Here is a 21,234-nt window from a genome sequence, read left to right as displayed (position 1 = left end):
CGGGCTGCTGAATGCCGGAGCCCACGACGGGAGGGGCTCTCTACATCGTCAGCACTCCCATCGGCAACATGGGAGACATGTCGTTTCGCGCGGTCGAGGTTCTCTCCTCGGCCGCGCTTGTCGTTGCCGAGGACACGCGCCACTCGCGCCGGCTGCTGGACCACTACCAGATCACCACGCGATGCTCGGCGTATCACGAGTACAACGAGGCGCGGGAGACGCCGCGTCTCGTCAGGCGGCTCGAGGCGGGCGAGGCCATCGCGCTCATCACCGATGCGGGAACGCCGCTGTTGTCGGATCCGGGAGCGCGGCTGGTCGCGGCGGCGATCGCTGCCGGCATTGACGTCATTCCTGTGCCCGGCGCCTCGGCGTTGCTCGCGGCGCTGGTAGCGTCGGGCATCGCCGGCGATCAGTTCACCTTCTTCGGATTTCTCCCCCGCAAAGGGAAGGACCGGCATCGCGCCCTCACGGATATCATGCGGCTCACTCATGCGGCGATCATCTACGAATCTCCGCTGCGCGTTGGCGCGACATTGAAGGAGCTCGCGGAGGCGGGGGCGGGAAGCCGCGCCGCGGTCGTTGCGCGCGAGCTGACGAAGAAGTTCGAGGAGTTCGCGCGCGGAACGGTGGCGGAGCTCTCGGAACGATTCGCCGACACGCCGCCGCGGGGAGAAGTTGTCATCCTCATCGGAGGAGTGTCACCCACGGCGCCAAGCGAGGATTCGATTCGTGAAGCCGCGCGGCAGCTTCGTGCCGACGGAGTGCCGCCTCGCGAGACAATGGAGCGATTGATGAGCGAGCACGGCGCGCCGCGTAACCTCGCGTACCGTCTGGCGCACGAGGAGTGATCGCTTTTCCCGGTGTCGCCGCGGAGCCCGCCCAGCTCGATCCTGAATCGGTTGCGGCGGACCTCGGTCCCATGGGTCCGATCGCGGCAGTGATGCGGCAATACGAGGATCGCCCCGCGCAGCGCGATATGGCGAAGACTATCGCGACGCTCTACAACGACGGTGGCGTCGGACTGATCGAGGCGGGCACCGGCGTTGGCAAATCGCTCGGATATCTCCTGCCGGCGCTGCGGTGGGCAGCCTTGGTCAACGAGCGCACCGTCGTTTCGACGAACACGATCAATCTCCAGGAACAGCTCGTACGAAAGGATCTGCCGTTCCTCGCCGCCGCGCTCGCCCGGCAGCAGCCGGTACGTTTCGCGCTGCTGAAGGGTTGGCGCAACTACCTGTGTCTGCTGCGTCTCGAGCAGGCGAAGCTCGTTGGGTCCACTCTGCTCGACGACCAGGGCGGCAGTCTCGATACGATCGCCGAGTGGGCATCGCGCACCGAGGATGGATCGCTGAGCGATCTTTCGTATCCGCCGAGCGCCGAAGTGTGGGACGAAGTCGCGGCGGAGCCGGATCTGTGCACGCGCGCCGAGTGCCCGCATTACGAAAAGTGTTTTCTCTTCCGCGCGCGACGTGAAGCGGCACAGGCGGATGTGGTGGTGGTGAACCACCATCTGCTGATGTCCGACCTGGCGGTCCGCCGCGCGGCGCAGAACTGGGAAGACGCCGCCGTGATTCCGGCGTACAACCGGCTCGTGATAGACGAGGGCCATCATCTCGAGGACGCGGCAGCCGCGCATCTTGGTGAGAGCGGAACTCGACGCGGAATGCAGCGGCTTCTTTCGCGTCTCGCGCGCACCCCGTCAGGTCGCCGCGCTGGACGTGGTCTGCTCGCAGCGCTGGAGCAGAGATTGCTGGCCCGCCGCGACGACATGTTCAGCATCGCCAGTCTCGATCTTCTCGACCGGAAGATTCGTCCCGCGCTCGACGCCGCGCGCGAAAAAGGCACGCAGGTGTTCGACCTGCTCGAGACATTCCTGCGGGAGAGCGCGCAGCCGGTGGTTCGGCTCACCGACGATTTCGCGACCAACTCCATCTGGCGTGCGGGGCTTGGTGCCGCTCTCGAGGATTTCATTACCTCGACGGCCTTGATCACCGACAGCATCGCGATGATCCGGCAGCGCCTCGAGGGCGAGACGACGCGCGACGAAGCGACCGTCGCGCTCGTGAGCGAGCTGCGCGGCGCCGGCAGGAGACTCGAGGCGCTCGCCGCCGCGATGCACGGCGCGCTCGAGCCCGGATCCGACGCGCACAAGCGAATCCGCTGGGTCGAGTCGCGCGGCGGCGAGGGCAACATCGGGGTGACGTGGGTTCCGCTCGATCTCGCTCCGATCCTGCGTGACGATCTGTTCGCGCGGATGAAGACAACGGTCGTGACGAGCGCGACGCTTTCAACTGATTTGCGTTTCGAGTTCCTGAGCGGGCGCCTGGGAGTGGATCAGCTCCGGATTCAGCCGGTGACGGAATCGTTCCCGTCGCCCTTCGACTTCGCGCGTCAGGCGATTCTCGCGATTCCCACGGACACGCCCGCTCCGAACACGGATGCCGCCGGACATTTCAGGTCGGTGATGCGGATGGTCGGTGACTTCACCGAAGCGTCTGACGGCGGGATCTTCGTGCTGTTCACCAGTCATCGCGACGTGCGGCAGGCGGCGGCCGAGCTGCGCGAGCGGGGCATGGCAGCGGAGCGGCCTCTGCTCGTGCACGGCGAGGAATCGCGTGATTCACTTCTGATGCGATTCCGCGAATCGGGGCGGGCGGTGCTCATAGGTACGTCATCGTACTGGGAAGGCGTGGACGTCGCTGGTCACGCGCTTCGCGGGCTGCTCATTGCGAAGCTGCCGTTTCGAGTCCCGACAGAGCCAATGACGGCGGCGCACTGCGAAGCCATCGCCGAGCGCGGCGGCGATCCGTTCGCGGAGTACATGGTGCCGCATGCGGCGCTGCGCCTGAAGCAGGGATTCGGGCGTCTGATCCGCTCGTCCACCGACCGCGGCGCGATCGTCATCGCGGATCCGCGAGTCGTGACCAAGGGATACGGCGCGACGCTGCTGCGCGCGCTGCCTCCGGCGAGGCGAATTCTTGTAGATTGGAATGACATCTCGAGGCAACTGCGCGAGTTCTACGCGGTGTCCGAACAGGAATGAAGACGCGCAACAAGTGAGGCGGTGATGGCGGAGCTGAGACTGGATGACCCACTTGCCGGGGGCGTCGACGTCGCCGGCGTTCGGCGAGGAATCGACAGGCCGGGAAAGATTGTGTGCATCGGGCGCAACTATCGCGAGCACGCGAAGGAGCTCGGCAACGAAGTCCCCGTCGAGCCGCTCTTCTTCCTCAAGCCCTCGACGAGCATCATCGGCGACGGCGACCCGATCGTGCTGCCCCCGCAATCGGAGCGCGTCGAGTTCGAAGGCGAGATAGGGATCGTGATCGGCAAACGGCTGACGAAGGCATCGGAAGCGGAGGCATCGCGCGCGGTGCTGGGCGTTGTCGCGCTGAACGACGTGACCGCTCGCGATCTTCAGAAGAAGGACAGCCAGTGGACGCGGGCCAAAGGCTTCGATTCGTTCTGTCCTGTCGGAAATCTCGCCGAAGGCGATCACGATCTGGCGAACCTGACGGTGGTGACGCGGGTGAATGGAATCGAGAAGCAGCGCGCCTCGACGAGCGAGATGGTGTTCTCCATTCCGATGCTTCTGTCGTACGTGTCGCACGTCATGACGCTCGAGCCGGGCGACGTCGTCGCCACCGGGACACCTGCCGGAGTCGCTCCACTCAACGCCGGCGACGTCGTCGAGGTCGAGATAGAAGGACTGAGCAAGGTGAGCAACCCGGTGAGGCTCCCGGGCTGATGCCGCGGTACGCCAACCGGCTGCTCACGTTGCCCGAGTACCCGCTCGGCAAATTTCCGGAGAAAAAACGGCAGCTCATCGCCCGCGGAGTGGACGTGATAGACCTGGGCGCCGGCGACGCCGATCTGGCGCCGCCTCCGGTGGCCGTCGAGCGGCTCGCCGCCGCCGTGCGCAATCCGTCCATGAGCCGGTACGGATTCGGACTTGGGCTCGTCGAGTACCGCGAGGCGATCGCGCGATTCATGAAGCGGCGGTTCTCGCTCGAGTTCGATCCATTCACCGAGATCGTTCCGCTGATCGGCTCGAAGGAAGGCATCTCGCACGTGGCGCTCGCATACATCGAGGATGGAGATGTCGCCGTCATTCCCGAGCCGGGCTATCTCGCGTATGTCGGGGGCACCCAGCTCGCGCAGGGCGAGCCGTACCGGTACGCGCTCCGTCCCGAGAACGGCTTCCTGGTGGATCTCGACACGCTGCCGCGCGATGTGCTCGAGCGAACGAAGATCCTGTATCTCAACTATCCGAATAACCCGACCGCCGCCGTCGCGCCGATGGATTATCTGGAGCGGGTCGTGCGCCGATGCCGGGAACTCGACATCCTGCTGGTGTATGACAACGCCTACTCGGAGATGGCGTTCGATGGTTACGTGCCGCCGAGTATTTTCGAGGTGGATGGCGCGCGCAAAGTTGCCATCGAGTTCCACTCGATGTCCAAGACCTACAACATGACCGGCTGGCGCTGCGGCTGGGCGGTCGGCGCGCGCGAGCTCGTCGCGCCGCTGGCGAAGGTGAAGCTGTTCGTGGACACCGGCGCGTTCATGGCGGTGCAGGCCGCGGCGGCCGCGGCGCTCGACGACTGGGCCGAGTTCGTGCCTCGCAACATCGCCGTTTTCAGGGAACGGCGGGACGCGGCGGTGGAAGCGTTCCGGGAGAACGGCTTCGACTGCGTGGCTCCGTTAGGCACGATGTACCTGTGGATACCGTTGCCCGAGCACATCACGAGCGCCGAATTCGCCGAGTTTCTGATGGAGGAGGAAGGAGTGATCGTACTGCCGGGGTCGTCGTTCGGTCAAGGCGGTGAAGGGTTCTTCAGGGTCTCGTTTGTGACGTCGCCGGAGCGGCTGCGCGAGGCCGCGGCGCGTGCGGGTCGGGTGCTGACGCGTCTGAGCGTAGGGGCCTGAGCTGGTCCCGGTGTCTCAAATCTGATGAACACGCTTCGCGGATTGAGATCGCCGGAAGGCGCGGCGCCGCGCAAGCGGGCCACTCGCTCGTTCGCGGTGTCGGTGGCGCTGCATATCGCGCTGGCGGTTGCCCTCGTGCGATTCCTGATCTCGCCGGCGGCATTCACGATGATCTTCTCTCTCGCGCCGTCGGCCGAGATACCCGCGGAACGAATCGGATTCCTCCGACTGCCCAGGGCGGACGGTCGGCCGGTGGCAGGGAGGAGTGGTGGCGACAACCGTCCCGTCTCGAAGACGCCGCCCGCGAAGCTCGTTGCACCGACTTCCATTCCAACGACCATTCCCTTCGCTCCCCCGCCGGCCCCCGCACCGGCAGAGGAGGAAGGAGGAAGCGGCCCACTGGTCGGGACTGGAGGTCCAGCGCGCGGGATTCGCCCGACCTATACTGGCCCGAGGGTCTGGGCGGCGCCGGGAGATATCGTGTCCGCGCCGAAGAGCGCGAAAGAAAAGCTCGATAGCGCCATCGTCTCCATCGTCCAGCCGTTCAACGATTCGATCGCCGTTGCCTCGGACCAGAGGAAGCCGGGAGACTGGACGTTCGAGAAGGGCGGCCGGAAGTACGGAATCGATCCGCAATACATTCGCCTCGGAAAGTTCTCAATTCCGACCGTGCTGCTGGCGCTGCTTCCGATCAATCAGGCGGGAAATCCGACGGTCAACGACCGCAACCGGCTGCAGAACCAGCTCCATGCCGACATTTTCTGGCAGGCGCAGCGGGGAATGAACGAGGCGGATTTCAGGAAAGCCGTAAAGAGCATTCGCGAGCGCAAGGAACGCGAGCGCGCCGCCACTGAAAAGAAAACGCGACAGGCCGATCAGCCTGCCGCGCAATCACCGCCGGACAAGTAGCGGCTTCAGCTGGTGGTCAGCTCGGCCGTCATCGCTTCCATCGTGACGAACGGGCGGAACACTCCGCAGACGACGCCCAGAATTTTGAAGTCGTCGCCTGGCTTCACCTCGATGTCGCGGTCAGCCGGGTTCGCGGCAGCGAGCACTGTTGACCTGTCGTTGTGGGTCAAAGTTTTCACCGTCGCTTCATCACCGAGACGGGCGGCGATGATGTCGTTCTCCTTGGGCTTCGCGACCGGGTTGACCATCACGAAATCGCCGTCGCTGATGGCGCGGCCGATCATGCTGTCGCCTTTCACCTTGAGGAAGTACACCTCTTCCGCTGGAATGAAGCGACGGTCCATGGTAATGAAGCCCTGACGATTCTCGGGAAGGAGCGACGGCTCGCCGGCGTGGATCTTTCCATAGTAGGGCACGGGCTTGGTCTTTCCGCCGCCGGTGAAGCCGAGAAGGCGGACGCCGCGGGAGCGCGCCGGATCGCGCTCGATGTAGCCTTTCCTGGTCAGCGACTGAAGCAGGTCGGAAACCGTCTTGGTGGACTTGATCTGGAACTTCTTGCCGATGTCGCGGATGCTCGGCTGGTATGTATTCTCTGCCGTGAAGTCGAGAAGATAGTTGTATACCGAGCCCTCTATTGGCGTCAAAGCCTCAGGCATTGTCACTCCGAAATGTGAAGGCGGTCACTCGCGCAATTTGTACCGATTCGCTCAAATCAAATGTGTAGAAGTGTTCGGCGAGCGTCAACAAAAACCCTGCTTCCCTGACTGCTCCAGGTCATTCCCGGCGCAGCCACTCGACGGCGTCCGCTATGCGCCTCAGCACGAGCTCGCGTCCCTGCATCACCAGCACCTCGAATATGCCGGGACTCACTGCCAATCCCGTGAGAGCGACGCGAAGTGGCTGGAAAACCTTGCCGCCGGCGACGCCGAGCGATTCCGCGAGGGTACGGAGCGCCGTCTCCAGCGCCTCGGGTGTCCAGTGCGGGGCCTCGTCGAGCGCCGTCTTCGCCGCCGTCAGAATGTCGGCCGCTGCCGGGCGGTCCTTCCAGCTCTTCGCGACGGCTTCGGCATCGTAGTCAATCGTCTCGAGGAAGTAAGGCCCGGCCTGGCGCACGATGTCGTCTATTGTCCGAGCGCGCACGCGGAGCAGGTCGAGGAGCGACGTGTACCATTCGCGACGCGCGGCGATCCCATCGGCGTCAATCAGCCCGGCGGCGATCATGGCCGGCGTCACACGCGGCTCGAGCTCCTCGAGCGGCATTCGCGACAGATGCTGCCCGTTCATCCATTCGAGCTTCTTCGGATCGAAGATGGCGGCCTTCCGCTGGAGCCCGTCAGGACTGAACAGCGCGACCATCTCGTCCATCATCATGACCTCGCGGTCACCTCCCGGCGACCAGCCGAGGAGCGCGAGGAAGTTGAGCATCGCACTCGGGAGGAGGCCCTGGTGCTGATAGTCGCCGACGGCTGTCGCCCCGTGCCGCTTGCTCAGCTTCTTGCCGTCCATTCCGTGGATCATCGGCAGATGCGCGAACACCGGCAGCCCGGCGCCGAGGGCGCGATAGAGCAGAATCTGCTTGGGCGTGTTGGAGATGTGATCGTCGCCGCGCATGACGACCGTGATCCCCATCGCGATATCGTCGGAGACGACGGCGAGGTTGTAGATCGGTGTCGCGTTGGAGCGAAGGATGACGAAGTCCTCGAGATCCTTGTTGGGGAACGCGATCGTCTCGTGCACGAGGTCGTTCCATTCGGTGGTGCCTTCGGGGATGCGGAAGCGGACTACCGACGGCTCGCCGCCGGCGACGCGACGCTCGATCTCTTCGCTCGTGAGGCGGTCGCACCGGCGGTCGTACTTGAAGCTCTCCTTTCTCGACTCCGCTTCGCGGCGCCTCTCCTCGAGCTCCGCGGCGGTGCAGAAGCAGCGATAAGCGGCGCCCGTCTCGAGCATGCGGTACGCGTCGGCCTGATGCCGCGCGAGGTTTGCGCCCTGATATACGACTTCCTCGTCCCAATTCAGGCCGAGCCACTCCATTCCCTCGAAGATCGCCCGTGTGCTCTCGTCGGTGCTGCGGGCCTTGTCGGTGTCTTCGATGCGAAGCAGGAAGTCGCCGTCGAAGTGGCGGGCGTAGAGCCAGTTGAAGAGCGCGGTGCGAGCGCCACCGACGTGGAGGTAGCCAGTGGGCGAAGGAGCGAAGCGAAGGCGCGGGCGTCGTGTGGAATCGGTCATTTGGGTGTCGGGCGGGGCTCAAAGAAAAACGGGTCCGCCAGTCGCAGCGGACCCGCGTAAACGGAGAGAGAGGGATTCGAACCCTCGATACGCGTTTCCACGTATGCCGGTTTAGCAAACCGGTGCCTTGAGCCTCTCGGCCATCTCTCCGGGAGGTCACGCAAGGTATTGAGACAGCAGAGCTTGTTCAACCCTTGAGGGCTGCGGGTGGTGAGTCAGTTCCGTGTCGGCAATATGGTCGCGCGCCAGCCAGCCACTCTATGTGGCAGCGGTTGGTGCTGGGGAGATTTCCCCCTTCCTCCGGCGCGAAGCACGTTGAGCGACTATGGAAGTCGCTCCAACACGTAGAGGTCCTGCCGCGGGCTCCCCTTGGCTCCTTCAGGCAAGAAGTCGAGGATCCTGAAATACCGGGACCAGTTCCGGCGCACATAATCCTCGGGGTGATACGCGCCACACATATTCGTCCCGGCATAGCCGCCGTCCACAACAACCAACTCGCCTGACCGAAATCGTTCCTGCTCCGAGGGAGTCGTGCGGATCAGATCACCCTCGCCGCTCAATGTCACGAGCAGAATGCCACCGGGCTCCAGAACCCTGCGTAGCTCGAGAAGCCAGGCCTCTTGCATTGCCTCCGGCAAATGAGTGAACACTGATACGGCATAGCAGAGGTCAAAGGACGCGTCCGCATAATCGAAGGGAGGGTTGAGCGTGTTCTGGCGAAAAGTGGCGCAGTCCAGATTCTGCTCACACCAGCGGACAAGACGCGGGTTGTAGTCGGTCCCGTGAAAAATCGGACCGTCAATATCGTGCCACTGTCGGAGTACGCGACCGCATCCGCATCCAAAGTCCAGCACGGCGCGGAATGACGCGATGGGCCGTCCGATTCGCTCAAGAGCAGCGCCGAAGGATTCAGCCGTTGCGGCGCCCGAGTCCAAAAACCATTTGACATCCCGAGTTGCGCCGGTTGCGAGTAGAAGCGCGCCCGGAGGAACCGGAAGTCCCAAGGGGGCCTCGCGGCGCAATCGTTGATCACGGACAATTCGCGACGGACGCCAATAGCGCATCGTGCGCCACACACTGAATGCAACTGGCAGCAGTCCAAAGGTTCTGAGCACGCGCCGGACCCGCGTCGCTCCCTGCGTCCTGTAAACTCGAATCGGTTGGTCCAACGTCTCCAGCTTCGGATAGCTCATCAGCCCCACCCTGCCTCCATCGTGATCCATTGGAAGGATTCCTCGTTCCCGGTCACCGCCTGAAAGCTATGCTTCCGGCGCGTCGGAAACATACGATTGCGCAGGTTTGCGGGAGCACATATGTTTAGCGAGGTTTCAGGGCCGTTCGGGTGCACCGCCGGTGGTATGGCTCGATGGCTGGGGCGGTTGTAGAGGGGAGGGACGAGGTGACAAGCATCATTTCGCATACTGAGGAGCCGAGAACACTGCCTGATTCTTTGCAGCACCGGATGCTTCCCGCAGACTCCATGGCCCGACTGCAGACCGGCCTCGCAACGTGCAGGCCGACGCGCAGGCTGACTCCCGAAGCCCGCGATGCGCTCATGGCCATCTGCGGCGGGGCGCGGCGGGACGGCTGGACACCCGAGCAGCTGCTGGTAGCCGTCAAGGACGCGTGCAACACATCATCCGAGATCAGTCACCTCACCACGACATCGGAACGTGACGCCTTCCTGGCGAAGGTCATCACGGTGTGCATTCAGGAGTTCTACCGCGACGACTGAGCGGCCTCAGTAACTCAGCACAGTCGGATCCACATCGGCGCTCCACCGCAGAATTCCACCGCTGAGATTCGCCAGCCGCGAAAAGCCCGCATCCGCCAGCTCCTCCGCCGCGTGAAGGCTCCGGATTCCCGACTTGCAGTAGAGAACGACCTCGCGCGACGGATCCAGTGAGCCGATAGCGTCTTCGAGCTGTGACAGCGGAATCAGTCGGGCGCCCGGAAGACGCGCTATCTGCCACTCCCACTCTTCGCGCACATCCACGAGCTGGATGTCGTCGCCCCGGCTTATTCTTTCCGCAAGCTCGCGCGGCGCGATGTCGCGTATGACCGGCTCGGGGGCGCGCGCTCCGTCGCGCGTGACGCCGCAGAACGCTTCGTAATCGATCAACTCACGTATCTCGTGGGTTCCACAGGCCGGGCACTGCGGGTCGCGGCGCAGCTCGATGGTGCGAAACTGCATCGAGAGAGCATCTATCAGCAGCAGGCGCCCGATGAGCGGCTCGCCCCGCCCGAGGATCAGCTTGATCGCTTCCGTCGCCTGAATGATCCCCACCAGTCCCGGCAACACACCGAGCACGCCCGCCTCGGCACAGCTCGGAACAAGACCCGCAGGCGGCGGCTCCCGGAACAGACAGCGATAGCACGGCCCGTCCGGCGTCGCGAACACCGATGCCTGTCCCTCGAACCGCAGCACGCTTCCGAACGCATTGGGCTTGCCGAGGATGACGCAGGTGTCGTTGACAAGATAGCGAGTCGGAAAGTTGTCCGTGCCATCCACGATGACGTCGAAGTCGCGGGCGATCGCGAGAGCGTTTTCCGAGGAAAGCGCAGTGTCGAACTGCTCGACGTGCACGTTCGGGTTCACGTCGCGAATGCGGTCCGCGGCGGAGTCGAGCTTGGGCCGTCCGATGTCGCTCGTGCCGTGAATGACCTGGCGATGAAGGTTGGTGATGTCCACTACATCGAAGTCCACCATGCCGATGGTGCCGACGCCGGCCGCGGCGAGATACAGCGCGGCGGGGGATCCCAAGCCTCCCACGCCGACGAGCAGCACTCGCGCCGCCTTGAGCTTTCGCTGGCCTTGCGTGCCTACCGCGGGCAGCACAAGGTGTCGTCCATAACGGCGCAGCTCGTCGCCACTGAGCTGTGGCAACGAGCTGTCGGGTGAGTCGTTGGCGCCGCGGATCATGATTCAAGATAATCCGCGGCGCGTCTCCCGGCGGGTCTACAGATACATGTAGCTTGCGCCCCCGGCCTGTGCCTGATTCATGGCTATCACTATCGCGGGAACGATCGTGACCTTCGGCAGCATGTTGCGCTCGAGCTCCGCTCTGATATCCGGCACTGTCCCGGCACCGCCGCCGGCGAGCCGGCCGATCCAGAAGTTGAATGCGTTGTTGCAGAGGATGAATCGGGTACCGTCCGCCTGCAGCCGCGAGATGGTCGCCGAGGCGGGCATATCTATGGGCGGCCCTTCGAGCCCCATGGTCTTCGCGCCGGCCGCGGGCGCAGCGTAAGCGTTCCGGGTGACCGGAGTCTTCGAGCCACGCGTCAGCGTGTTGGTGCGTGTGCCGAACTGATATTTCGACCACATCGCATCGTTGAAGGCGAGCGGCGTCGTCATGCCGTAAAGCCCTACGATCGGGATCACGTTGGGATACGAGAGCCCGTACGCGGTCTTGTAGGTATCGATGTAGTTGCGTACGTGGAGAAGAGGGAACCCTCCATTGCCACTGGGCATGTCGAAGATCTGGGCGTGATTGCCTCTGATGCCGTTGAGCCAGCTCTGGTCGGGCTTCATGGAAGCTCCGGCTGACACGGCTCCACTGGCGACGGCAGGGAACGACGACACACCGACACCGATAGCCAGTGCTCCCGCCGTAATCTTCTCCACGAACTCGCGGCGACTGCTGCTTCCTTCATTCGACATGGTGCACTCCTGCGTCTGTGACGCGATGGGTATAGGTGCGGACGCTGCTACTGTCCGCTGCGAATCGGACGGGCGTGCGCCGAACGGGTTCTGTAGGCCACATCAGGCGGCGCGCCCCCATGTGGCCAGTCGTTCTCTTTACCCGCAAAATCCGGACGCGGGCGGGACGTGATGTAGGCAGCGACGTCGTACGCCTGCTGCGGTGTGAGAATGCCGGGACGATCCCTCGGCATGAGCTGGTGAATGAACCGGGCGGCACTGTTCAACCGGGCCATGCCGGCGCCGATGTTGAATGAGCGCGGACCCCACAGCGGTGGTGCCGCGACGGTGCCGTGGCCGTCGGCGCCGTGACAGGCGACACAGTTCACGGCGAACACTGCCCGGCCTCGCGTGGTATCGCCGCGCAGCGGCTCGAGGGCTGGCACGCCCTGTCCTTCCATGTCGCCGCCGACGGGAAAGCCGCGCGACAGGAAGGCGAGATACGCGACGATATCGCGCATATCCTGGCTGTCCGGTGCGAGTGCCCGGCCATTCATGCTGCGCTCGAAGCAGTCGTTGATGCGATCCTCGATGAGATCAACCATGCCGCTGCGGCCGCGGAACTGCGGAAAGCGGGCATAGGATGCGATGAGGGGCATGGCGTCGCGCTGCGTTCCGTCGGCGATGTGACAGTTGGCGCACGACAGCGAAGCGCCGACGTGCACTGGAAGACTGTCCCGTGTGCTGTGGATTATCGCGCGGCCGCGGCGCACGGAGGCAAGCGTTACGCTGTCGCCGATCTCGCTTTCAGACGGAACGCGAAATGGCGCGAGCTTCTTCGGCTGCGCCGCGGTCGTGTCCCTGGAGGCAGCGGCGACGGTGGCGGGCGCGTCGGAGCCGGCTGCACACGCGCCCACCGCGAGCGCCAGCGTTGCGACCGCGACCGACACGATTCTGGTGAAGCGACTGGCCATGCTGCTCCGGCAGGATTCACGAAGAGAATTGGGCGCGCCTATCATGTTGTAGTGGGGGTAGGCGGATGCGCAAGAGAGTTCTGAGGCGGTCCTGAGTCGGTTCTGGGTCGCGGCCAGTGACAGGGAGGCGCTTCTATTTCGCGTCCAGCTTTCTCCCCGCGTCGAGCCGGTCGAAGTTGAGAATCGTGTTGAAGATCATGAAGTAGCTGCCCACGGTGTAGCCCCGCCACACCGGATTGTTCCCGAAGAGGACGACGTGCCCCTTGCCGGACGGAACGTCCACCACGACCGGCCGCTGTGCGACGTCGTTTCCATCGAGCAATCCCGAGACCAGCAGGTTGCGCTGGTCGGCGAAACGCAGGATGACTCTCGGACGGAGCGCCGGCGGAATGATCGTTAGCGGATTGCGCTCCTGCTCTTCCGTGACCGGTGCGGCCTGCCACGGCTGGACCGGCTTGCGGCGTGGCGCCTCATTTCTCGGATCGAGCACCGCACGGCCCTGGGGAACGTCCACATCGTCCGCGGTGCCTCGACCGGTGGGTCGCGCGGTGGATGAGTCGGCGAGCCGCCCGCCGCGTGCGCCGAGGACGTTTGTCACGCTGAAGCTCTGTCCGGCCTCGCTATAGACGGCGAGGCTGTCCGGCAGCCCGTACATGATTGGACTGGCGTCATCCACCATCTTCGTTCTCAGCAGGGAGCCGACGACGTGCAGCCGCGGCGGGTTGTTCATCGTGACGCCGCTCGCCAGGCCCATCGTGGCCGCAAATTCGGCTGTGTTCTCGACTGTGACCAGCACGCCTCCGGCGTTGACGAAGCTCGACAGATTCTGGACTCCGTGGAACGTGAGACCCGGCCTGATGTCATCCGTCTCGGCGAGTTTCCCGAAGTTCGGCGTCTCGGCGGTGTTCTTCCACGGCATCGCGTTACGCCACATGGGGAGGCCGTTGACGATCGTCTGGGGCGATCCCGATGTTGGAGGAAAGAGAATGACGTCGTATTTAGCCCTGAGATTCGAATTGCGGGCGGCGTCCTGTGTGCTGATGTAATCGAACGGGATGCCGAGGAAGTCGAACGCCTGCCTCCACCATCCTTCCGTCTGCGTGCTCGTCCAGGTGTGCATGATCGCCACTCGCGCGGCGCGCGCAGGATGTGTCCTGACGGTCGGCGCGGCGGTGAGAGCAAAGGCGCGAAGGCCGAGCTCGGTGGTGGCTTTCTCGAGAGTTGTTGCAGGTACTCCGCGGATGATGAACGAGCCGCGCGAGTATTTGCGGCCATCGGCCTCGAACGGCTCTTCGGCAATCTGGAAATCGGCCGAGCGAAAGCGATAGCGAAGCGTTGCGAGCGCGTTGTCGGCGTTGTGGTCTATCGCGAATACTGCTCCCGTTCCGGTAATACCGCCCGGGGCGCGGATCTCTCCGCGCACGGATTCCATCGGCGCGTCGAGCACTTTCGGATCGGTGACGCGCACGGCGCGCACGGCGAAGTTCTCGGGGAATGTCCAACCCGTATCGTCGTACGGAGTCTTCTGCGGATCGCTGGGACTCCAGTACTGGTAGTCGAGCAGAGCGTCGGCGATGCGCGAGTAGGGCTGATCCATCCGCACCACGTAGCTGCCGGCGGGGAATTCGCGGCTTTCCAGCTTTGGGCGAAGCGACAGGGTGTCCGCGCTCCGGATCGTCGCGCTGTCGGCGTTTGCGGTGGTCTGCGGCCTGGGGCGCGGCGTTGGGACGAGAGCGGTGAACGGCGCGGTAGAGCGCGAAATCTCGACGTGCTGCTTCTGCAGAATTCGCAGGAGCTCGGCCTGGGCGCCCGGCCGGGGATCGTTCGCCGGGAAGACGTACGCCGCCGGTCCTTCAGTCCGCGCCTTGAGCACCGACCGCTTGCTTTTCTCGTAGAAGTTCTGAAGGAACTGCTGGCGGTTGTTCGCGAAGTAGCTGAGGGAGACGAGAAGTCCGGTCTGCTCGTAGTTGTTGTTGTTGCGGAGCGACCATTTCACGCGCGGCAGCGGCGGATTCTGCCTGAACCATGTGCGCGACGTCTGCTCGGGTGTCAGGACGCGGTCAACCGTCTCGGCCGTGCCGCCGTTTCCGAATGTCTCATAGAGCCGGCTGATGCCGTTGTGCGTTGCGGCCATGAACATGAGATAGCCGGGCGACCACGTGTCGAAGTTGCCGTGCGTGTACACGCCGGGCATCCCGAGTCGCGTCATCTCCTGGACGTTGTTCCAGCCGAGGAGCTGCCATTCGTTGGTGAGGAGCGGATCAATCCAGGCATTGTAGGGGCCGTCGCCTACTGTGTTGTCGTAAAGGAACGCACCGGACTCGTGGAGATCGTGGAGGACCTGCGCTTTCCAGTCTATATAGGTATTCAGGACATTCTGCGAGAGCTTGAGAGTGAGGGCCATCGCGTCGCGGTTGTTGTCGTGCGCGACGTATTTGCCCCAGTAGATGAGGTTGGGATAGGTGTCGTTCGGCCTCGCCATGTGCCAGCGGAACAGATCCACTTGCCGGTCGCGTCCGTCCACCTCGACGATCGGTGTGATGAGCGTGACGAGATTGTCGCGGATGTTGCGGATGTACGGGCTTTCATCCACCGCGAGGCGGTAGGCGAGCTCCATGAGGGCGGTCGGCGCGCCGGTCTCGGGTGAATGGATGCTGCCGGTGATGTAGTAGATGGGTGTCGTTCCGGCGATCAGCTTGTCTGCGGCGTCGTCACTCATGCCGATGGAGCGCGGGTCGGCGAGCTTCGCGAGTCGCGCCTTGTTGGCGTCGAGATCGGCGAGGAGCGCTTCCGAGGCGACGGCGACGGCGACCATCTCCCGTCCTTCTTCGGTCGTGCCGATGGAGAACACCTTCACGCGCGGGCTCGCTTTCTCGAGCATGCGGAAGTAGGTGTAGATCTCTTTCGAGTACGGCAGGTTGTTCTTCGCGCCGGCGATGTCGCCGAGGACTGCCTTGGGCGTCGGAACGGTCGCTGATGCAGGGAGGTAATCCACCAGCGACGAGAGGAAGAAGGGCTCCGTGGTGTACTCGTGGATCTTCTTCGTGTACTCGGAGTCAATGGGCTGCATCGGGTCGCGGCCGGGCTTTATGACGGACGGGGTGAGAGGTGTCCCCGCGGCGCTGGCGTCACGAGGCGGCGATTCTGCCTGGCCGGATGCGGATGCTGAGAGCGAGAGTGACAGTGACAGTGACAGTGACAGTAGCAACAGGCCGGCGGCGGATCCAGAAAGCGTCATGAGAGTCCCGACATTTTTGGTGGCAACTACGACAGCGACGTGATAGCGCACGGGGGTTCAGCGGTCAATCCCCTGTAGCCACGATTAATCTGGTGTTATATTCTCCCCGGGCTCATTCTTGTATTATCCCTGTTAAAAGGAGTATATCATCCCCGTTTAGATCGTTATATTATCCCTGCTGATATCGTGCTATTATCCCTGTTAATACTCGCTCGGCCAGCGCGGCCGACGTCATTCTGGTCCGCTAGGAGGGTGCCAATGACCTACCAGGCTCGAGTGGTCGATAGTGAGCTGGCAAGACGCCTTGCATCAACAGGTGCTGTAGTCATCGAAGGACCCAAGGCGTGCGGCAAGACCGCCACGGCCAGGCAGGTGGCTGCCAGCGAGGTATTGCTCGACATCGACGAAAACGCTCGTCTGGCTATCGCCGTCGATCCGAAACTGGTGCTGGCAGGAGCCGTTCCGCGACTGATAGACGAGTGGCAAATCGAGCCCAGGATCTGGAACCATATCCGTCGTGCGGTGGACGACCGCGGGAAGCCGGGGCAGTTCATCCTTACGGGATCCGCTGTCCCGGCGGACGATGTCACGCGGCACACTGGTGCTGCTCGGCTCACCCGCCTCCGAATGCGCCCAATGAGTCTTTTCGAGACTGGCCACTCTACAGGATCAGTTTCCCTGCGAAAACTATTAGGCGCCGCCAACGTGAGGAGCCCTGATCCGGGGTTGTCAATTACGGAAATAGCCGAGCGCGTCGCAGTCGGAGGTTGGCCGGGCCACGGTCATCGCGCAGTCAGCCACTCGTTACAGGCGGTCAGAGACTACCTCGACGAAATTCGGCGCGTTGATGTTGGCCGGGTCGACCAGACCAGGCGCGATCCCGACAAAGTCGGGCGTCTCATTAGCTCGCTCGCACGTAACGTGGCGACGTGCGTGACGGCGACGACGCTGGCAGCAGACGCAGGCGGTTCGGACGGCGCTCTCAAAGACGATACAGTGCGCGAGTACCTGGCGGCCCTCGAGCGTCTCATGATCGTCGAAGATCAGCCCGCGTGGGCGCCGCACCTGCGATCCAGGTCAATTCTGCGAAACGCACCCAAGCGTCATTTCGTGGATCCGTCGCTTGCCGTTGCCGCATTGCGGGCGACCCCAGCGCGACTCCTGAAGGACCTGAATCTGTTCGGTTTCCTGTTCGAGTCGATGGTCATTCGCGACCTTCGTGTGTACGCACAGGCTGCAGATGCGGCGGTCTACCATTATCGCGACAATACAGGACTGGAGGTCGATGCAATTGTACAGGCCGCGGACGGTCGTTGGGCGGCGTTCGAGGTAAAGCTCGGGCATGGCCAGATCGACGAAGCAGCGGCGAACCTGCTCAAATTTTCTGCGCGAATCGACGCCAGGAAGTCCGGGAAGCCGAGCACGCTCGCGGTTGTTGTTGCGTCGGGATATGGGTACGTGCGCGATGATGGCGTGGCGGTAATTCCGATCGGTGCCTTCGGGCCGTGATCGATATCGTCGTCGCCTTCAGATGCCAGGTTACCCGCGTCGCGGGTCCCCGTATCCGCATAGACCCAATGGCAAATCGCGCGAAGTGACTCTGGCTGCGATAATGGTAGGTCTAAGCGGAGGGTGAGGGACTCGAACCCCCAAGCGGTTGCCCGCGCCAGTTTTCAAGTTCTCGCCTCCCGTTTGCGACCGCTCCAATTTGTCTGCGTTCGCCTCTCAACAGGAAGCCGGAGCTCCGATTGAGGCCGCTCCGGGTTGCGATCCATTGCGATGGCTTGCGGAGAAACGTTGACAGGATTGTTACCATCGGCGCCTCCGCACGCAGCTTGGATCTTGCTATTGCGGTAGGGCCGAATTAGACCAAGTTGCGCTTGTCAAACCCTATACGAGGATGCGAATGCCTGGCCCCGAACCTAGTGCACTCGCCATACGACGGATACGTTCTGGACCCTCCCTGAGAATTCTTGCGATGTGCCTTCTAATTGTTGGGTGCCGCGTATCGGACAGTGCCTCTCCCGCCCCGCATGACGATGACACGCCGGTCAAGCCGTCAGCCTCTCATCAGTTGCCAAGACAATCCGAATTGTGATGAGATCAACGGAAACCCCATTTACTATGCGGACTATTGGGACAGTGAAAACCAGGCCACGAACGACTCTTATCGCCCGGTGTATTATGCCGGCGACACAACGTACACTCCGGATGGACAACCGATCGTGAATCCTGGTCCGGCGGAGTTGAGCGTGTTTCAGAACGAAGCGAATCGACTTCAGAGCCATTCATTAGGTCGTTGCAGAGATCTCGGCCAGACCATAGGTATGAACATCGGAGCCATCCGCATGTTCGGGAAGGCGTTTTGGTCAACACATCCGATAACAGGCAGGTCGGGTACCGTGGCCGCCTTTTCGACCATCCCTAATAACGGAACGCCATGGTATACGGCGATTTCGAGACGTGTTCCCGATGGAACGACTCCTGAAGGCCGTTCACGATCGAACGACGAGCTTAACAGATCGCTTCGCCATGAATTTTTCCACAAGATGGGGGAGTACGATTGGCGGATGTCCCCCGGGGCTTACACCGCCGAAGAGTGGGCAGATGCCTGCGCCTAGCCCAGGAGGGGCATAGAGATGGCACCTCGAAGAAGTTTTTCCTTGACAATTCTGGGGGGACTACTATTCGCCGGAGGGCGGATTTCGGAAGCGCAGTCGGTACGCGACTCGGCAGTCGTAATTGCTGCTGTCGGAGCCGATCTCCGACAGCGTTTCGGCGAGACTCCGCTAATGATCGTCTTCGCGGTCGATAACTCAGGGGAGGGCAGACTCGCAGAAAAGAAAGATTACAGCTTTCCGCTTCCGTCAAGTGAAGACGCGTGGGCAATAAGACTTTTGGCGTCTGCGGCGCACGCTGGCATCGCTGATGAAAAAAGCTTTGCCTCAATCGAAGGGCGTAGCAGACCCATCCCCAGACTTGTCACGCTGGGCCGAGTGACTTGGGACGGGAGTTCGTGTTACGTACTACTCCGGATTGAGACTCCGCCCTGGGGTCCCAGGAAGGCTACAGAGAATACCGTCTGGCGATACACAATCCGTCGCGCGGTCGCGGGTTTGCCGACCGTCGACGCACGAGATCTCCTCTTTAGTGCGGAAATACTGTACCCCGCAGGATAGCAGGGTAGTAACGCGAAGAACTGAAGAATGTTGCCTAGAATGTGCCAACGACTGGAGCGGCTAGGCGGCGCGATCGCGTAAGTCGTTGTGAATCAAGAACGGAGGGTGAGGGACTCGAACCCCCAAGCGGTTTCCCGCGCCAGTTTTCAAGACTGGTGCAATAGCCATTCTGCCAACCCTCCCAGTGCATCACCGGCTAACGGAAGCTATTTGCCCGGCCGCGCTTCCTCAACCGTTGAGTTCGTGGTGAGTTCGTGGCGAGCCGCCAACTTCTTCCCTGCGCGGCGCGGTCGGCGTATGTTCGCCACGCCTCTTCCGGGAGCCACATGCAGCGCAGGCGAGAACGCCGGCGACATTCTCACGGCGGACAAGTACCGCAACTTCGAGCTCGCCCTCAACTGGCGCATCGGCGAAGGCGGGAACAGCGGCATCATGTATCGGGCGACAGAGGACAACGACTACATCAGAAAGTTCGTCCCCGGCGCGGTGGTATACGGCTCCCCGTCTATCTCCCAGCCGCCCTCGCATCCGTCGAATCCCCGAACGGCTTCAGCCGCGTGGATCCGCCACGACGCGCCGCCGCATGCGCCGCGAATCGCTCAATGCCTGAACTGCCTCTGTCCCGTGAAAACCATCGCGATGTCGTGCTCGTCGGCGGCGGCGATCACTTCTTCGTCGCGCACCGAACCGCCTGGCTGGATGATGGCGCGGATGCCCGCTTCTGCCGCCTGATCCACTCCGTCCCGGAATGGAAAGAACGCGTCGGAGCCAAGCACTGCGCCGAGCGTGTCGTGGCCGGCGAGCTGCGCCTTGTGAACCGACAGGAACGCCGCATCAACGCGTGACATCTGCCCTGCTCCGATTCCGATGGTGGCTCCATCGCGGGCGAGCAGAATCGCGTTCGACTTGACGCTGCCAACCGCGCGCCACGCAAACGCCAGGTTCACACGCTCTTCGTCCGTCGGCTGGCGCTTCGTCACCACCGTCCACCTGTCGTTCTCGGACATCGGACGCGCGCGCTCCTGCACGAGGAAGCCGCCACGCACGCGCTTGTAGTCGAGCGCATGCTCCTTCCACACCGCCTGACCCTGCAGGACACGCAGATTCTTCTTGCGACCGAGAATCTCCAGCGCTTCGTCGCTGAACGAGGGCGCGACGAGACACTCCACGAAAAGGCTCGATACCGCCTCGGCCGTCTCGGCATCCACGGTGACCGTGAACGATATGACCGATCCAAATGCCGACACCGGGTCGCACGCGAGTGCCTTCCTGTACGCGTCGAGCGCGCTCGATCCGGTCGCCAGGCCGCACGGGGTCGTGTGCTTCACGATCGCGCAGCAGGTCTCGCCGGCAAATGGATCGGTCGCGAGGAGGGCGCCCTCGAGATCGAGAAGGTTGTTGAACGAGAGCTCCTTGCCCCCTTTCTGCTCGAGTCCCGCGAGGCCGTTGCCGTCCTGCTCCACATAGAAAGCCGCGCGCTGACCCGGGTTCTCGCCGTAGCGCAATGTCTGCGCGCGGTCTATCGCCAGCACGGTGCGGTCGGGGAACTGCTCGGCGCGCTCGCAGGCGAACCACCTGGAGATCGCGCTGTCGTACGCCGCCGTATGGGCATAGACCTTCTCGGCGAGCAGTCGTCTCAGCTCCACGTCGTCGTCGTTGGCCTCGAACGTCGCGAGTACACGCGCATAATCGGCGGGATCCACGACGACCGTCACGGATTCGAAATTCTTGGCGGCGGAGCGAAGCATCGTCGGGCCGCCAATGTCTATGTTCTCGATGACTTCGGCGGTAGTGACGCCGGGGCGGGCGGCGGTCGCCTGGAATGGATACAGGTTGACCGCGACGAGATCGATCATTGCGATCCCGTGATCGGCCGCGACCTTCATGTGCTCGGGATCATCGCGGCGCGCGAGCAGGCCGCCGTGCACGGCCGGGTGAAGAGTCTTCACGCGACCGTCGAGAATTTCGGGGAAGCCGGTGAGGTCGCTTACCTCGCGCGGGGCGAGACCTGCCGCGCGCAGCGCCTTGGCGGTGCCGCCTGTCGAGACGATCTCCCATCCCAGGCGCGAGAGCCCCTGCGCGAAATCGAGGAGTCCGGTCTTGTCGGATACGGAAAGCAGCGCAAGGGGCATG

The 21,234-nt window shown here is 63.2% G+C and carries 16 protein-coding genes and 2 tRNA genes; 8 read left to right on the top strand and 10 right to left on the bottom strand.

From position 1 onward, the window contains the following. The first annotated feature begins 11 nt into the window (after positions 1 to 11). The 5 genes from rsmI to Q7S20_11280 are packed head-to-tail and all read left to right on the top strand — an operon-like array spanning position 12 to position 5,838. Positions 12 to 848 (top strand): 16S rRNA (cytidine(1402)-2'-O)-methyltransferase, encoded by an 837-nt coding sequence (gene rsmI / locus Q7S20_11300; GenBank protein ID MDO8502416.1) that lies wholly within the window; start codon positions 12 to 14, stop codon positions 846 to 848. Then, the gene (locus tag Q7S20_11295; GenBank protein MDO8502415.1) at positions 845 to 3,043 is read left to right on the top strand and encodes a helicase C-terminal domain-containing protein; all 2,199 of its coding nucleotides are present in this window, start codon (positions 845 to 847) and stop codon (positions 3,041 to 3,043) included. The genes rsmI and Q7S20_11295 overlap by 4 nt, the downstream gene beginning before the upstream one ends. Positions 3,044 to 3,067: 24 nt before the next feature. Then, complete coding sequence (locus tag Q7S20_11290) at positions 3,068 to 3,748, top strand: fumarylacetoacetate hydrolase family protein (GenBank protein ID MDO8502414.1); 681 nt, start codon at positions 3,068 to 3,070, stop codon at positions 3,746 to 3,748. Continuing rightward, complete coding sequence (locus Q7S20_11285) at positions 3,748 to 4,929, top strand: aminotransferase class I/II-fold pyridoxal phosphate-dependent enzyme (GenBank protein MDO8502413.1); 1,182 nt, start codon at positions 3,748 to 3,750, stop codon at positions 4,927 to 4,929. Before Q7S20_11290 ends, Q7S20_11285 begins: the two co-directional genes overlap by 1 nt. Positions 4,930 to 4,953: 24 nt before the next feature. Then, the gene (locus Q7S20_11280) at positions 4,954 to 5,838 is read left to right on the top strand and encodes a hypothetical protein (protein ID MDO8502412.1); all 885 of its coding nucleotides are present in this window, start codon (positions 4,954 to 4,956) and stop codon (positions 5,836 to 5,838) included. 5 nt (positions 5,839 to 5,843) lie between these two features. On the opposite strand, the gene lexA is transcribed toward Q7S20_11280, so the two are convergent. From lexA to Q7S20_11260, 4 genes are all read right to left on the bottom strand, one after another. Beyond that, positions 5,844 to 6,494 carry a transcriptional repressor LexA gene (lexA, locus tag Q7S20_11275; GenBank protein MDO8502411.1) on the bottom strand — a complete coding sequence of 217 codons (651 nt, stop codon included), beginning with the start codon at positions 6,492 to 6,494 and terminating at the stop codon, positions 5,844 to 5,846. A 118-nt stretch (positions 6,495 to 6,612) separates the two neighbouring features. Beyond that, positions 6,613 to 8,067, bottom strand: coding sequence for a glutamate--tRNA ligase (gltX, locus tag Q7S20_11270; GenBank protein ID MDO8502410.1), 1,455 nt, complete (start codon positions 8,065 to 8,067; stop codon positions 6,613 to 6,615). 61 nt (positions 8,068 to 8,128) lie between these two features. Beyond that, positions 8,129 to 8,217 (bottom strand) — tRNA-Ser (locus Q7S20_11265). Positions 8,218 to 8,390: 173 nt separating this feature from the next. Further along, positions 8,391 to 9,260, bottom strand: a complete 870-nt coding sequence (locus tag Q7S20_11260; protein MDO8502409.1) for a class I SAM-dependent methyltransferase — start codon at positions 9,258 to 9,260, stop codon at positions 8,391 to 8,393. Between the two features lie 269 nt (positions 9,261 to 9,529). Here Q7S20_11260 and Q7S20_11255 point away from each other — a divergent pair, with 269 nt between their 5' ends. Next, positions 9,530 to 9,802 (top strand): hypothetical protein, encoded by a 273-nt coding sequence (locus Q7S20_11255; protein ID MDO8502408.1) that lies wholly within the window; start codon positions 9,530 to 9,532, stop codon positions 9,800 to 9,802. A 6-nt stretch (positions 9,803 to 9,808) separates the two neighbouring features. Here Q7S20_11255 and moeB read toward each other — a convergent pair whose 3' ends face one another. The 4 genes from moeB to Q7S20_11235 form a co-directional block, all read right to left on the bottom strand. After that, positions 9,809 to 10,990, bottom strand: a complete 1,182-nt coding sequence (moeB, locus tag Q7S20_11250) for a molybdopterin-synthase adenylyltransferase MoeB (protein ID MDO8502407.1) — start codon at positions 10,988 to 10,990, stop codon at positions 9,809 to 9,811. 36 nt (positions 10,991 to 11,026) lie between these two features. Further along, positions 11,027 to 11,731 carry a hypothetical protein gene (locus tag Q7S20_11245; protein MDO8502406.1) on the bottom strand — a complete coding sequence of 235 codons (705 nt, stop codon included), beginning with the start codon at positions 11,729 to 11,731 and terminating at the stop codon, positions 11,027 to 11,029. Positions 11,732 to 11,778: 47 nt separating this feature from the next. Continuing rightward, a complete protein-coding gene (locus Q7S20_11240; GenBank protein ID MDO8502405.1) occupies positions 11,779 to 12,684 on the bottom strand; it encodes a c-type cytochrome in 906 nt (301 codons plus the stop codon). A 133-nt stretch (positions 12,685 to 12,817) separates the two neighbouring features. Then, positions 12,818 to 15,754, bottom strand: a complete 2,937-nt coding sequence (locus Q7S20_11235; protein MDO8502404.1) for a M14 family zinc carboxypeptidase — start codon at positions 15,752 to 15,754, stop codon at positions 12,818 to 12,820. A gap of 426 nt (positions 15,755 to 16,180) precedes the next feature. On the opposite strand from Q7S20_11235, the gene Q7S20_11230 reads away from it, so the two are divergent. Both Q7S20_11230 and Q7S20_11225 read left to right on the top strand, forming a co-directional pair. Next, positions 16,181 to 17,431, top strand: a complete 1,251-nt coding sequence (locus tag Q7S20_11230) for a DUF4143 domain-containing protein (GenBank protein ID MDO8502403.1) — start codon at positions 16,181 to 16,183, stop codon at positions 17,429 to 17,431. A 524-nt stretch (positions 17,432 to 17,955) separates the two neighbouring features. After that, positions 17,956 to 18,543 (top strand): hypothetical protein, encoded by a 588-nt coding sequence (locus Q7S20_11225; GenBank protein ID MDO8502402.1) that lies wholly within the window; start codon positions 17,956 to 17,958, stop codon positions 18,541 to 18,543. 657 nt (positions 18,544 to 19,200) lie between these two features. Here the strand turns inward: Q7S20_11225 and Q7S20_11220 are convergent. Together Q7S20_11220 and purH are read right to left on the bottom strand one after the other, a co-directional pair. Continuing rightward, positions 19,201 to 19,283, bottom strand: a tRNA-Ser gene (locus Q7S20_11220). A gap of 417 nt (positions 19,284 to 19,700) precedes the next feature. Then, complete coding sequence (gene purH / locus Q7S20_11215; GenBank protein MDO8502401.1) at positions 19,701 to 21,233, bottom strand: bifunctional phosphoribosylaminoimidazolecarboxamide formyltransferase/IMP cyclohydrolase; 1,533 nt, start codon at positions 21,231 to 21,233, stop codon at positions 19,701 to 19,703. Between the last annotated feature and the right edge of the window lies 1 nt (position 21,234).

The organism is Gemmatimonadaceae bacterium (assembly GCA_030647905.1).
Taxonomy (GTDB): domain Bacteria; phylum Gemmatimonadota; class Gemmatimonadetes; order Gemmatimonadales; family Gemmatimonadaceae; genus UBA4720.
The sequence above is the reverse complement of the archived record's forward strand: the minus strand, read 5'-3'. Positions and strand labels throughout refer to the sequence as shown.

Bases quoted from the DNA above. Each gene is read 5' to 3' on its own strand.
- purH (MDO8502401.1), bottom strand. From the start codon at position 21,233: ATGCCCCTTGCGCTGCTTTCCGTATCCGACAAGACCGGACTCCTCGAT.
- moeB (MDO8502407.1), bottom strand. From the start codon at position 10,990: ATGATCCGCGGCGCCAACGACTCACCCGACAGCTCGTTGCCACAGCTC.
- rsmI (MDO8502416.1), top strand. From the start codon at position 12: ATGCCGGAGCCCACGACGGGAGGGGCTCTCTACATCGTCAGCACTCCC.
- Q7S20_11235 (MDO8502404.1), bottom strand. From the start codon at position 15,754: ATGCAGCCCATTGACTCCGAGTACACGAAGAAGATCCACGAGTACACC.
- Q7S20_11245 (MDO8502406.1), bottom strand. From the start codon at position 11,731: ATGTCGAATGAAGGAAGCAGCAGTCGCCGCGAGTTCGTGGAGAAGATT.
- Q7S20_11280 (MDO8502412.1), top strand. From the start codon at position 4,954: ATGAACACGCTTCGCGGATTGAGATCGCCGGAAGGCGCGGCGCCGCGC.
- Q7S20_11230 (MDO8502403.1), top strand. From the start codon at position 16,181: ATGACCTACCAGGCTCGAGTGGTCGATAGTGAGCTGGCAAGACGCCTT.
- Q7S20_11255 (MDO8502408.1), top strand. From the start codon at position 9,530: ATGCTTCCCGCAGACTCCATGGCCCGACTGCAGACCGGCCTCGCAACG.
- gltX (MDO8502410.1), bottom strand. From the start codon at position 8,067: ATGACCGATTCCACACGACGCCCGCGCCTTCGCTTCGCTCCTTCGCCC.
- Q7S20_11260 (MDO8502409.1), bottom strand. From the start codon at position 9,260: ATGAGCTATCCGAAGCTGGAGACGTTGGACCAACCGATTCGAGTTTAC.
- Q7S20_11225 (MDO8502402.1), top strand. From the start codon at position 17,956: ATGACGATGACACGCCGGTCAAGCCGTCAGCCTCTCATCAGTTGCCAA.
- Q7S20_11290 (MDO8502414.1), top strand. From the start codon at position 3,068: ATGGCGGAGCTGAGACTGGATGACCCACTTGCCGGGGGCGTCGACGTC.
- lexA (MDO8502411.1), bottom strand. From the start codon at position 6,494: ATGCCTGAGGCTTTGACGCCAATAGAGGGCTCGGTATACAACTATCTT.
- Q7S20_11240 (MDO8502405.1), bottom strand. From the start codon at position 12,684: ATGGCCAGTCGCTTCACCAGAATCGTGTCGGTCGCGGTCGCAACGCTG.
- Q7S20_11285 (MDO8502413.1), top strand. From the start codon at position 3,748: ATGCCGCGGTACGCCAACCGGCTGCTCACGTTGCCCGAGTACCCGCTC.